The sequence below is a fragment of the [Pantoea] beijingensis genome (assembly GCF_022647505.1).
GTDB lineage: Bacteria > Pseudomonadota > Gammaproteobacteria > Enterobacterales > Enterobacteriaceae > Erwinia > Erwinia beijingensis.
Window position 1 is genome coordinate 344,640 of record NZ_CP071409.1, and the last position, 12,233, is coordinate 356,872.

A 12,233-nucleotide genomic window follows, 5' to 3' on the forward strand; every position below is an offset into this window, starting at 1 on the left:
GGGCAGTTTATAAACAATCGCGCGGTAGTATAAAGGCAAGCATGACGCTTTGATACGTCCTTTTTCACCAACTGACGATATGGAGATCGCGCGAAAATGGCTTTTCAGACATGGCAAATAGGGCTGGATATACAGAACGGCAAGCTTTGTGCTCTGGGTATTCAGCGCCGTCGTAACGGCTGGCAGTTACGCCACTGGTGGCAACATGCGTTGCCGCAAGATACGTTAAGGAACGGCATGCTGCAACGTCCGGCAGAACTCATCTCCGTTCTGCAGCAATGGCGTAAGCAGCTGCCGCGTCATATTTCGCTGCGCGTTGGGTTCCCCCCTCAGTTAGTACTCCAGCGTTTTATCGAGTTACCCCGCCAACCTTTACGCGAACCGGAGCGTAACAGTTATGTGGCTGCAGCGGCGCGGCGATTTTTCCCAATTGAGCTGGAAGCTCTGGCGTTGGATTACCGTGAAGCCGTGCAACCCGTGGGGCAAATCTGCGTAACGGCTGCCCGGAGAGAGGCGCTGGATTTCTGGCTCGATAGTCTGGGGCAAGCAGGTTTGTTACCGCAAATACTGGAACTGACGCCGGCAGCGTTATACTCGCTTTCACAGGCCTTGGCACTGGATCCGATGGCGACACTGGTGCATCGTCTTGCCGATCACTGGTTGTGGTTCGCCCCGGAAAATAAACAGCAACCCTGGGGCTGGTGTAATTTTGATGAGGCTGAAAGTTACGGCATGCTATGCCAGCGTTATCTCGGCACGCCTTCGCCAGCTTATTACAGCTCTACTGAGCCTGATCCCTTACCAGATAATACCCGTCATTTGCTCCCACTGGATGCTTTACAGCTTATGCAGCCTCCCTTACCGCATTGTACTGGCGCATTTGCGCTGGCTGCTGGCCTGGCGTTAAGACCAGAGGATGTTTGATGATCTGGGTTAATTTTCTACCGTGGCGGCAGCGACGGCGTCAGCGAGCGTTATATCAATGGCTGATGCGAGCACTGACTCCATTACTGTTCGGGATAAGTTTGTCGATCGCTATCGGTTGGCAACTGAGCGAAGAAAACTACCGCTGGCGTGAGCGTATTGCACGCCAGGAGGAGGCGATTACACAGGCCGGGGTGCTATCAGCATACCTTGCACAATCACTGCAAGAGCAGAGGCAATTGCAGGTGGTACAACAGAAGCGCCTGCAACAACGCCAGCGCAATCGCGGTTGGCATCAATTCTCGCAGCAGTTGGCACAGTTGATGCCGGAGACGCTCTGGCTGACCACGATTAAAAAACGTGAGGAGGGCGTGCGCATTGTTGGGTTTTGCCAGCAACTGGCGGATGTGCGTGAGTTTCGTCAGCAGTTAGGTACGTTATCGCTATTTCAGCAGGTCGAAAACCAGGGGGTTATTCGCCAGGCACCAGGGCAATTGCAGTTTATTCTCCTGGCAAAGGAGGTGCTGGATGGATGAGTGGCTATCACGCTGGTTGCAAATACGGCCACTTTGGCAATGGGTTACGGTGATGGTTTTGCCGCCTGGATTCCTTCTACTCATTGGATGGATGTGGCTTCAGCCCCTGTGGATGAGCCAGCAAAGGTTAGTGAATGAACACCAGCAGTTGATGATGCGGTGGCAAACAACGCTCGTGCAGCTATTGGCGAAGCCACGTCTGGCAGAACAACAGGTGAAGAATCAGCGACTCCGTGCTGCGTTAACGCTACATCAGGAGCAGCGTTTCTCACTGGTCGCTCTGATGCGTTATGCCGGTGGCGTCGTCGAACAGTGGCAGCCGCAGCTTCACGGCGGCGAAATCACTCTGTTACTGAGTTGGGTACAACTACAGCGAGTGTTTGATTATTTGGTTACACGGCCTTTAACGCTGAAAGATTTTACCCTTCAACGCAGCGGTGAGCGGTTGCGGCTAACGTTGTTATTAGGGTGGGAATATGAAATGTCGCTGGATTAGCTGGAGTATCGTGGTAATCGCGTATTTTGCTCATGCCCGGGATCCTTTTTCCCCACCTGACGCCATGACTTGCCTGAGTGAGATTCCCCGGCCCGTACAATGGCGTTTGCAAGGGATTATTGGCCGTAAGAATGACTATCGTGGTTGGCTACTCTCGCCTCAGGGACAATCCCTGACGATGTCAACCGGAGACGTTTTCCCCCTCGCCCCCTGGTTCATTGATGAAATTGGCCCGATGAGCGTCATGCTCAGCGAAGAGAAGAGCTGCCGCCCCGGTCAGTATCAGTTAACCGTAAAAGGACCTTTCGATGATAAGGATATTCATCATGTTAATAGGACTGCTCGCTATCCGCAGCCACGCCAATGAGGAGCCTATTTCACTGGCGTTTGATGATGCGCCTGTTGAACGTGTTTTGCAGGCACTTGCCGATTATCAACAGCTTAACCTGATGGTTGCACCCGGTGTAACGGGTAATGTTTCACTACGTTTGAAAATGGTGCCCTGGCAACAAGCGCTTGATTTAATTGTTCGCATGGCAAAGCTGAGTATTGAAACTGATGGCAATGTAATGCTGGTGTATCCGGAAAGCTGGCAGCAGGAGAAGCGGCAACGCGAGAGTGAACGTCAGGATGACGCACGGCAAAAATTGCCGCTCGAAACACAAATGATTGCCCTGAATTATGCCGACGCGACGGCCATTAATGCCAGTTTGTTGGCGGAGCAAACGAAGCTCATGACGGTTCGCGGTAGCGTTACTGTTGATACCCGGACTAATGCTTTATTGGTGCGTGATACACCGTCAGCGCTAAAACAGGTTGTGCGATGGGTGCGGGCGCTTGACGTGCCATTGGAGCAAATTGAACTGGAAGCGCATATCGTGACTATCAGTAAAGATGTCCTGCATGAGCTGGGCGTAAACTGGGGATTCAGTAATGAAGAGAATCTTACGCGCGCGTTGCGTACCACGCAGTTAAGCGTGGATCTGGGCATGGCAAAGCCGACAATCAGCGCTGGATTTAATTTGGCGCGACTCGATGGACAATTACTTAATCTGGAGCTGAGTGCTCTGGAGCGTGAAAACCAGATCGAAATTATCGCCAGCCCAAGATTGTTCACCTCGCACCAGCAGCCAGCCAGTATTAAACAGGGAACGGAAATCCCTTATGAGGTTGCGAATGGAACCAGTGGTGCCACGCGTATCGAGTTTAAGGAAGCGGTGTTGGGCATGGAGGTTACGCCGGCGGTGCAGCCAAATGGGCGAATAATGCTGAAATTGCGCATCAGCCAGAATATGCCTGGGCGCAATATCCACGGCGGTGACACGGAAGTACTGACTATTGATAAACAAGAAATTGAAACGCAGGTGACGCTAAAAAATGGCCAGACGCTGGCGCTTGGGGGGATTTTCCAGCAGCAACATGCCAGAGGGCGCGATAAAGTGCCCGTGTTAGGGGATATTCCCTGGATTGGTGCCCTGTTTCGACATGATGTTCAGGAAAATAAGCGGCGTGAGCTGGTTATTTTTATTACGCCACGCTTAATTCATGACGAATGATGCTTTTTATCCAAAAAGTATTTGCACCTGAATGGTTAGTTTTGCCGCAACGGGGCCGGCAAATGACAACATTTGCATAAATGCTTTGAACGGCCGCTTCCAGCGGTTCTGAAAAGAGGAAAGGGCGGATAACTCACGGTGTGAGCGGCCATTCAACCCCGAATCTTCCAGGTATCACCTGGACGTTTTTTCATGGATTGCTAACATATGCGTTTGACGCAAGGGCGGAATTAGCTTACAAGGTTTAGCGATTTTGAATATTGGGTCATCGTGCCCGTGTGCATAATAGCCTAAGTGATTGAAGTTGCATCAAGGCGGCAAGAGCGTGACAAATTGGTTTACCCGTTTGAATCGCGATTGCGCTGGCCTGAAGGGTGAGCCGCAGGTTCATCATCCCGATGAGTTTACTCACGTTCAATATTCCGGTGAGTGATAAATCGGTCAGGAACAGGTTTGAATGCTGTTTCGCAGCGGCCCTGAAGGGTGAGGCCAAGGACGAGCCGATAACGCAGCCAACACAGAGGCAGCTTCAGATACGAAGGATAGAGCATTTTTACCGTTTTATATCGCGCTATCCCCAAGTAGCTTCAAGTCGTATTGAGGTGGCAATGTCGCAAACCCCGGCTCCTGAATAGCTCAGTGACAGGGGGGCGCCGAGTAAAGCCAACAACGATGCTGCTTGAAGTCTGATGGGTATATACAGCGTTCCGATGCTGGTAAAGTCGGTCAGATAAATAAAGCGGACTGAAACGCGCCCATACAAGCGCGCCATGAACCGGCAATTTATTCGGTTGCCAAACTACCTATAGTGTTGAGATAATTTTCAGTCTGACTCTCGCACTATCGCTCATGAGGTTTCAGTTCATGTCCCGCCAGCGGCTTAATCGTTGAACGCGGGGTATCATCAACGAATTGTCTTAGTAATACCGAAAAAATGGCAGAGAAACGCAATATCTTTCTGGTTGGGCCTATGGGTGCCGGCAAAAGCACTATTGGTCGTCAGTTAGCTCAGCAACTCAATATGGAATTTTACGATTCTGATCAAGAAATTGAGCGACGTACCGGAGCGGATGTGGGCTGGGTGTTCGACGTTGAAGGCGAAGAAGGTTTTCGCGATCGCGAAGAGAAAATCATCAACGAACTCACCGAAAAACAGGGCATTGTGCTGGCAACAGGCGGCGGCTCGGTAAAATCGCGTGAAACCCGTAATCGACTCTCCGCCCGCGGCGTCGTGGTTTATCTTGAAACCACCATTGAGAAACAGCTGGCGCGCACGCAACGCGATAAAAAGCGCCCATTGCTTCAGGTGGACTCACCGCCACGCGAGGTGCTGGAGGCTTTAGCCGACGAACGTAATCCTCTTTACGAAGAGATTGCGGACGTGACTATTCGCACGGACGATCAAAGCGCCAAAGTGGTGGCTAATCAGATCATCAATATGTTGGAAAAGAGCTGATAATCCACTTCATCTTCAAACGGCATCTGTGTGAGCTGCCCTTGCGCGCCCGGTTACATAGTTTATCTATGCCTCCGGGGGCTTACTGGTTTGCCGCCCTTGATGCCACTTGAATGATTTTATTCATAGCGTAACTTGTCTGGAAACCAGACATAAAAATAAGGTCATATCGCATTATGGAGAGGATAAGCGTCACTCTGGGGGAGCGAAGCTACCCTATCATCATCGCTGCCGGACTGTTCAACGATCCGGCTTCTTTTTGGCCGCTAAAAGCGGGCGATCAGGCTATGCTGGTGACGAACCAGACGTTGGCACCTCTTTATCTCAATAAGTTACGTACCCTGCTTGAAAACTCCGGGATAAAAGTCGATGAGGTTATCCTGCCCGACGGCGAGCAGTACAAAACCCTGGCCGTAATGGAGCAGGTTTTCACTGCATTACTTGAAAAACCGCACGGTCGTGACACGACCTTGATCGCCTTAGGCGGTGGAGTGGTGGGCGATTTGACCGGTTTTGCTGCCGCCAGCTATCAGCGTGGTGTGCGATTTATCCAGGTGCCGACTACCTTGTTATCTCAGGTCGACTCCTCGGTCGGCGGCAAGACGGCCGTTAACCATCCTCTGGGCAAGAATATGATCGGTGCTTTTTACCAGCCAGCTTCGGTAGTCATCGATCTCGACTGCCTCAAAAGTTTACCGCCGCGTGAGCTCGCTTCGGGCCTGGCGGAAGTGATCAAATATGGCATTATTTTAGACGCCGACTTTTTTGACTGGTTAGAGCAAAATCTGGATGCGGTCATGGCGCTTGATGGCGAAGCTATGGCGTATTGCATTCGCCGCTGCTGCGAGTTGAAAGCGGATGTTGTTGCCGCTGACGAGCGTGAAACGGGTCAGCGCGCCCTGCTTAACCTGGGTCACACTTACGGTCATGCTATCGAAGCGCATATGGGGTACGGCAACTGGCTACACGGTGAAGCCGTTGCAGCTGGCATGGTTATGGCTGCACGTACTGCTGAACGGTTAGGCCAATTTGATGCAGCAGATACCGCTCGTATCATCGTGCTGCTTGAGCGTGCTGGCTTACCCGTGAATGGCCCGAAAGCGATGCTGTCCAGTGACTATTTGCCACATATGATGCGTGACAAAAAAGTGTTAGCGGGTGAATTGCGGTTGGTGTTACCTCTCGCAATCGGTAAAGCTGAAGTGCGTGGTGGCGTGGCACATGATATTGTTCTGGCTGCGATTGAAGATTGCCAGATAGCGTAAGAACAAGCCGGTATTGCCGGTATGAAACAGATAAATACCCTAATAATTTGAGTTGCGCAGCAGCTGCGTATTGCCAGCAAGTTGCAGTTTGAAACAGGATGGGTATAAACGCCGGACACAGGATAGTGCCGGCGTATGCCGCTAAACGGGAGGAGGTTAAATGGACGAGTTAAAACCTGAAGACGAGTTAAAACCTGACACCAGCGATCGTCGCCCGACGCGGTCACGTAAAGCGTCTTCTGCACCGAAAGTACCGATTTCTCGTCAACATATGATGATGGGGATTGGCATTCTTGTTCTGCTGCTGTTAGTGATTGGTATCGGCTCCGCGCTGAAAGCGCCGAGTGATAGTGAGCAAAAAACACAGCCGCCGGTGGCAAACAATACGGGCAATACCGGTAATACCACGGGTAATGCTGGCAGCGAGAAAAGTATCGATCTTTCGGGCTCGCCGTCCATGAGTGGTCAGCCTACGGGTGTGCAACCAGGTCAGGAAACAGCAGCCAATGTGCCAACCTCTGACGCGGCTTCCACGCCTGCCGGACAGCAAGAGCTTAGTGCTCCACCGATCTCTTCAACGCCCACTCAGGCTCCTGCGATTGAGGCACCAGCCAATCAGCAGCGTGTCGAACTGCCTGGCGATCTGAATAATGCGCTCTCTTCTGAGCAAGGACAGGTTGATGCTGCAGCACAAGGGGCAAATAACAATGCCGGTTCGTTGCCTACCGCACCGGCTACCGTGGCAGGTGGCGTAGAAAATACGCGTCCAGTAAGCAAACCGGTACAGCATCAGGCATCAAACAGTGCTTCACGGCCAGCTAAAACCACGGCACATCATCCTGCGGCGAGCAAACCGGCCGCGGCATCAAAGCCAACGGCTAATGAGCGGAATAAGCCGACGGCAACGACCAGCCAGAGCAGTGCGAAATCTACCCCGGGTGGAAATTATACGCTACAGCTTAGTAGTGCTTCCCGCTCTGACACGCTTAATGCGTGGGCGAAAAAGCAGAATCTGAGTGGCTATCACGTTTATAAAACGACGCGTAATGGTCAGCCCTGGTATGTGCTTGTGACGGGCTCCTATGGGACGCCTGCGGAAGCCAAACGTGCCGTAGGGGCGCTTCCTGCTGAGGTGAGAGCTCAAAGCCCTTGGGTAAAACCTGTCAGTCAGGTGAAGAAAGAATCAGTCAACTGATTCATTAGGGCCGCATGTTAATGCGGCCCTGTGATAAACCTCAAGCGCAGATATGCTGTCGGTCAATCCACAGCCAGAAGAGTAGAAGCATTAAAACGACGGCATGAAAAAAAATCGCGCTTTTTTGAAATGGGCGGGGGGGAAATACCCGCTGCTGGACGATATTCGACGTCATCTTCCCCAAGGGGAGTGTTTGGTTGAGCCTTTTGTGGGTGCGGGATCGGTGTTTTTGAACACTGACTATGACAACTACATTCTGGCAGATATCAACAGCGATCTTATCAATCTCTATAACATCGTTAAAACGCGCACTCTGGAGTTTGTGAAGGATGTGCGTGAACTGTTTACTCCTCAAACTAACGATGCTGATTACTATTACGCACGCCGTCTGGAGTTTAATCAATGCCGGGACGCGTATCGTCGTGCAACACTGTTTATTTACCTTAATCGCCATTGCTATAACGGCTTGTGCCGCTATAACCTCAGCGGTGAGTTCAATGTGCCTTTTGGTCGCTATCGTAAACCGTACTTTCCGGAAGATGAGCTTTACTGGTTTGCAGAACGCGCGCAAAAAGCCACCTTTGTCTGTGAATCTTACGATGTTACTCTGAAAAACGCGCGTAAAGGCTCGGTTGTTTACTGCGATCCACCTTACGCGCCACTGTCGGCTACTGCGAATTTTACTGCTTACCATACCAACAGTTTCAGCCTGCGTGAGCAGCAACATCTGGCGGAACTGGCAACGAGGCTATCGCGGGAAAGCCAAATTCCGGTGCTGATCTCCAACCACGATACTGAACTGACACGACTTTGGTATCAGAATGCCGAAATGCATGTGGTCAGTGCCCGGCGGTCGATCAGTAGAAGCATTAATGGTCGGAATAAAGTGGACGAGCTACTGGCGCTCTATCGCTAGTGGGTTTCGTCCGCCGACCTTCGAAGAATGTTGTGCCGTAACAGGCACACTAATTGGGAGAAACGGATGAAACATTTTTTGCTGGCTCCATCAATTCTGTCCGCAGACTTTGCCCGTCTTGGTGAAGATACCGCTAAAGCGTTGGCCGCAGGCGGCGACGTTGTGCATTTTGACGTTATGGATAATCACTATGTTCCCAATCTGACCATGGGGCCGATGGTACTGAAAGCACTGCGAGATTACGGTATTACTGCGCCTATCGACGTTCATCTTATGGTGCAGCCGGTGGATAGTCTTATCCCTGCCTTTGCTAAAGCGGGGGCGACGTATATTACTTTCCATCCTGAAGCGACACAGCACGTTGATCGTACTCTGCAACTGATTAAAGAGCAGGGCTGTAAAGCCGGACTGGTGTTTAACCCGGCAACGCCGCTGAGCTATCTGGATTATGTGATGGATAAGTTGGACGTGATCCTACTGATGTCCGTCAATCCTGGTTTTGGCGGCCAATCGTTCATTCCCGGCACGTTAGATAAGTTGCGTGAAGCACGTAAACGCATTGATGAAAGTGGCTATGACATTCGCCTTGAGGTCGATGGCGGAGTGAAAATCGATAATATCGCAGAAATTGCTGCGGCTGGTGCTGATATGTTTGTGGCGGGTTCGGCAATTTTTGGTCATCCGGATTACAAAAAGGTGATCGACGATATGCGTAATGAACTGGAGAAAGCGCGCCATGGCTCATTTCACTGATATTCGTGCCGTCGCCTTCGATCTGGATGGCACTTTAGTCGATAGCGCGCCGGGGCTTTCCAACGCGCTGGACCAGGTCTTCGTGGCGATGCAGCTACCACCACCGGGCCTTGAACTGATGTCGACATGGATCGGTAACGGGGCAGATATTCTGGTGGAGCGAGCATTGACCTGGGCGTTAAACGGTAACGCGCCTGAAATGCATCAGATTCGCGATACGCGTGTGCTATACGACAAATATTACGCTGAAACGGTAGAGAGCGGCAGCACACTCTTTCCGGGCGTCGCCGAAACGCTAAAAGCCCTGGCACAGCAGCGTATTCCAATGGCCATCGTAACCAATAAGCCGACCCCGTTTGTTGCACCTTTGCTTGCTTCGCTCGGGATTGCGGATGTTTTCTCCCTGATTATCGGCGGAGATGATGTGGCGGAGAAAAAACCCCATCCGGCACCCTTGTTTATGGTTTTAGGTAAATTTGGCCTGTTTCCTCGGGAGTTGCTGTTTGTTGGCGACTCCCGCAATGATATTCTTGCTGCTCAGGCGGCTGGTTGCCCCTGCGTTGGCATGACCTTCGGTTATAACTACGGCGAATCTATCACGACCAGCCATCCGGACCTCGCTCTGGACCATTTTAACGATCTTTTGCCCGCGTTAGGGCTGTAATTATCAGGATAGAAAAGTATGAGCAAACCCATCGTATTCAGTGGCGCACAGCCTTCAGGTGAATTGAGCATTGGTAACTACATGGGTGCGCTGCGTCAGTGGGTCCAGATGCAGGATGATTTTAACTGTATTTATTGCATTGTTGACTTACATGCCATTACCGTCCGTCAGGACCCGGCTGCATTGCGCAAGGCCACGCTGGATACATTGGCGCTTTATCTGGCCTGCGGGATCGATCCTGCGAAAAGCATTATCTTCGTGCAATCGCATGTGCCGGAACATACGCAGTTAGGCTGGATTCTGAACTGCTACACCTATTTTGGTGAGCTGAATCGCATGACGCAGTTCAAGGATAAATCGGCTCGTTACGAAGAGAATATCAACAGCGGACTGTTTTCTTATCCGGTATTAATGGCGGCAGATATCCTGCTGTATCAGACTAACCAGGTGCCAGTCGGAGAAGACCAGAAACAACATCTGGAGCTAAGCCGCGATATCGCGCAGCGATTTAATGCGTTGTACGGCGATATTTTCAAGGTGCCTGAACCCTTCATTCCGAAATCAGGTGCACGCGTGATGTCGCTGCTGGAGCCGACGAAAAAGATGTCCAAGTCTGACGATAACCGCAATAACGTTATTGGCCTGCTGGAAGATCCGAAGTCTGTAGTGAAGAAGATTAAACGTGCGGTAACCGATTCCGATGAGCCACCGGTGATTCGCTACGATGTTAAGCAGAAAGCGGGCGTTTCCAACCTGCTGGATATTCTGTCCGGTGTGAGCGGTAAAACCATTACCGAGCTGGAGCAAGAATTCGAAGGTAAAATGTATGGCCACCTGAAAGGCGCAGTGGCCGATGCAGTTTCCGGCATGCTCAGCGAGCTGCAGGAGCGTTACCATCGTTACCGTAACGATGAAGCATATCTGGAGCAGGTGATGCGTGACGGCGCGCAGAAAGCACGTGCGCATGCGCAGGAAACGTTGAAGAAAGTGTATGAGGCAGTCGGGTTTGTCGCTCAGCCGTAGCTATGCCACTGAGCTATTCAAAGGGGAGCCATGGCTCCCCTTTATTACGAAGGTAGACTCAGAACCAGCGCAGACGATCGCGCAGGGCGACGACGCGGCCGACAATAATCAAGCTGGGGCTTTCAACCTGTCGGGCAAGTTCGGCCAACTGATGTAGTTCGCCGCTGACTACGCGCTGACGTGTCGACGTCCCGTTTTCTACCAGGGCTACCGGCATGTTTAACGACATGCCATGGGCACTGAGTTGACGCTGAATTTCCGGTGCCTGCGACAATCCCATATAGAACACCAGTGTCTGTTTTTCGGCGGCGAGGTTTGCCCAGTCGAACTCACCATCGGGCTTAAGATGCCCGGTGACCAGACGCACGCTTTGCGCATGATCGCGGTGGGTCAGGGGAATACCGCTGTAGGCGGAACAACCGGAGGCCGCGGTAATCCCGGGCACCACCGAAAAAGGGATATCAGCATCAAGCAAGGCTTCCAGCTCTTCCGCCCCACGTCCAAAAATAAAGGGATCGCCACCTTTTAAACGTACTACGCGTTTGCCGCGCTGTGCCTGCTCCAGCAGGATCTGATTGATATCTGACTGTGGCACGCAGTGATACCCGGCGCGTTTACCGACAAAAATACGCTCGGCGTCACGGCGTATCAGATTCATTACTTCATCGGAAACCAGACGATCGTAAACCACGATGTCTGCCTGCTGAATGTGTTGTAACCCTTTTAACGTTAATAAACCGGCATCACCGGGACCCGCACCGACCAGGACTACCTCACCATGATCTTCCAGCGGTTGGCTAAATAACGCTTCGGTAAGTTTGGTGACCTGATGTTCATCGTTATTAGCGAGTGACTGCGCCAACCGATCACTGGTGAACAGTTTTTCCCAGAAACGGCGGCGAAGACGGTGCGTGGAATAATGATTTTTTACTCGCTCGCGCAGGGAACCTGCAAAGGCAGCAACCTTCCCTAAATGCAGCGGCAACATGGCTTCCAGTTTCTCGCGCAGTAAACGTGCCATCACCGGGGCGCGCCCACCGGAAGAGACGGCGATCATCAGGGGAGAACGATCGATAATCGACGGCATAATAAAGCTGGCACTTTCCGGTGCATCCACCACATTGCAAAAAATGCGTCGTACTTCGGCGGCAGAACTCACTGCCTGATTGACCCGTTCATCGTTGGTTGCAGCAAACACCAGCCAGCAGCCATCTAGCATCTCGGCCCGAAAGGGAGCGCCAACCAGCGTGAGCTTTCCGGCCTGGGCCCAGAGGGTGAATTGCGGGGTAAAGTCGAGAGCACATACTGAAAGCTCAGCACCCGTTTCCAGCAGCAGGCGGGCTTTACGCTCCGCCACGTCGCCACCTCCGACCAGTAGACAACGTTTATCCCGTAACTGACAAAATAGCGGCAGATAGTCCATGGTGGTTCCTCTGGATGGCAGGGTAT

General features: G+C 51.9%; 13 protein-coding genes. 12 read left to right on the forward strand and 1 reads right to left on the reverse strand.

The window, feature by feature from the left end:
* The first annotated feature begins 96 nt into the window (after positions 1-96).
* From pilM to trpS, 12 genes are all read left to right on the forward strand, one after another.
* A complete protein-coding gene (gene pilM, locus J1C60_RS01450; protein ID WP_128177096.1) occupies positions 97-924 on the forward strand; it encodes a type IV pilus biogenesis protein PilM in 828 nt (275 codons plus the stop codon).
* Positions 924-1,460, forward strand: a complete 537-nt coding sequence (locus J1C60_RS01455; protein ID WP_128177098.1) for a PilN domain-containing protein — start codon at positions 924-926, stop codon at positions 1,458-1,460. Before pilM ends, J1C60_RS01455 begins: the two co-directional genes overlap by 1 nt.
* On the forward strand, positions 1,453-1,956 hold the full coding sequence (locus tag J1C60_RS01460) for a HofO family protein (RefSeq protein WP_128177100.1): 504 nt from the start codon (positions 1,453-1,455) through the stop codon (positions 1,954-1,956). Before J1C60_RS01455 ends, J1C60_RS01460 begins: the two co-directional genes overlap by 8 nt.
* Entirely contained in the window at positions 1,937-2,323 is a 387-nt protein-coding gene (locus tag J1C60_RS01465; RefSeq protein WP_128177102.1) for a HofP DNA utilization family protein, read from the forward strand. Before J1C60_RS01460 ends, J1C60_RS01465 begins: the two co-directional genes overlap by 20 nt.
* Entirely contained in the window at positions 2,265-3,512 is a 1,248-nt protein-coding gene (gene hofQ, locus J1C60_RS01470; protein ID WP_164877283.1) for a DNA uptake porin HofQ, read from the forward strand. Before J1C60_RS01465 ends, hofQ begins: the two co-directional genes overlap by 59 nt.
* A 934-nt stretch (positions 3,513-4,446) precedes the next feature.
* A complete protein-coding gene (gene aroK / locus J1C60_RS01475) occupies positions 4,447-4,968 on the forward strand; it encodes a shikimate kinase AroK (protein ID WP_024966530.1) in 522 nt (173 codons plus the stop codon).
* A gap of 176 nt (positions 4,969-5,144) precedes the next feature.
* Complete coding sequence (aroB, locus tag J1C60_RS01480; RefSeq protein ID WP_128177106.1) at positions 5,145-6,233, forward strand: 3-dehydroquinate synthase; 1,089 nt, start codon at positions 5,145-5,147, stop codon at positions 6,231-6,233.
* 160 nt (positions 6,234-6,393) lie between these two features.
* Positions 6,394-7,428, forward strand: a complete 1,035-nt coding sequence (locus J1C60_RS01485; protein ID WP_128177108.1) for an SPOR domain-containing protein — start codon at positions 6,394-6,396, stop codon at positions 7,426-7,428.
* A gap of 103 nt (positions 7,429-7,531) precedes the next feature.
* Positions 7,532-8,344: an adenine-specific DNA-methyltransferase gene (gene dam, locus J1C60_RS01490; RefSeq protein WP_128177109.1), complete on the forward strand. Its 813-nt coding sequence runs from the start codon at positions 7,532-7,534 to the stop codon at positions 8,342-8,344.
* 66 nt (positions 8,345-8,410) lie between these two features.
* A complete protein-coding gene (gene rpe / locus J1C60_RS01495) occupies positions 8,411-9,097 on the forward strand; it encodes a ribulose-phosphate 3-epimerase (protein ID WP_128177111.1) in 687 nt (228 codons plus the stop codon).
* On the forward strand, positions 9,081-9,761 hold the full coding sequence (locus tag J1C60_RS01500) for a phosphoglycolate phosphatase (protein WP_128177113.1): 681 nt from the start codon (positions 9,081-9,083) through the stop codon (positions 9,759-9,761). The genes rpe and J1C60_RS01500 overlap by 17 nt, the downstream gene beginning before the upstream one ends.
* 18 nt (positions 9,762-9,779) lie before the next feature.
* Entirely contained in the window at positions 9,780-10,784 is a 1,005-nt protein-coding gene (trpS, locus tag J1C60_RS01505) for a tryptophan--tRNA ligase (RefSeq protein WP_128177115.1), read from the forward strand.
* A 58-nt stretch (positions 10,785-10,842) separates the two neighbouring features.
* Here the strand turns inward: trpS and cysG are convergent, their stop codons facing one another.
* On the reverse strand, positions 10,843-12,207 hold the full coding sequence (gene cysG / locus J1C60_RS01510; RefSeq protein ID WP_128177117.1) for a siroheme synthase CysG: 1,365 nt from the start codon (positions 12,205-12,207) through the stop codon (positions 10,843-10,845).
* Positions 12,208-12,233: the final 26 nt, after the last annotated feature.

Coding starts and splice junctions, on each gene's coding strand:
- pilM (WP_128177096.1), top strand. CDS start 97: ATGGCTTTTCAGACATGGCAAATAGGGCTGGATATACAGAACGGCAAG.
- J1C60_RS01455 (WP_128177098.1), top strand. CDS start 924: ATGATCTGGGTTAATTTTCTACCGTGGCGGCAGCGACGGCGTCAGCGA.
- J1C60_RS01460 (WP_128177100.1), top strand. CDS start 1,453: ATGGATGAGTGGCTATCACGCTGGTTGCAAATACGGCCACTTTGGCAA.
- J1C60_RS01465 (WP_128177102.1), top strand. CDS start 1,937: ATGAAATGTCGCTGGATTAGCTGGAGTATCGTGGTAATCGCGTATTTT.
- hofQ (WP_164877283.1), top strand. CDS start 2,265: ATGATAAGGATATTCATCATGTTAATAGGACTGCTCGCTATCCGCAGC.
- aroK (WP_024966530.1), top strand. CDS start 4,447: ATGGCAGAGAAACGCAATATCTTTCTGGTTGGGCCTATGGGTGCCGGC.
- aroB (WP_128177106.1), top strand. CDS start 5,145: ATGGAGAGGATAAGCGTCACTCTGGGGGAGCGAAGCTACCCTATCATC.
- J1C60_RS01485 (WP_128177108.1), top strand. CDS start 6,394: ATGGACGAGTTAAAACCTGAAGACGAGTTAAAACCTGACACCAGCGAT.
- dam (WP_128177109.1), top strand. CDS start 7,532: ATGAAAAAAAATCGCGCTTTTTTGAAATGGGCGGGGGGGAAATACCCG.
- rpe (WP_128177111.1), top strand. CDS start 8,411: ATGAAACATTTTTTGCTGGCTCCATCAATTCTGTCCGCAGACTTTGCC.
- J1C60_RS01500 (WP_128177113.1), top strand. CDS start 9,081: ATGGCTCATTTCACTGATATTCGTGCCGTCGCCTTCGATCTGGATGGC.
- trpS (WP_128177115.1), top strand. CDS start 9,780: ATGAGCAAACCCATCGTATTCAGTGGCGCACAGCCTTCAGGTGAATTG.
- cysG (WP_128177117.1), bottom strand. CDS start 12,207: ATGGACTATCTGCCGCTATTTTGTCAGTTACGGGATAAACGTTGTCTA.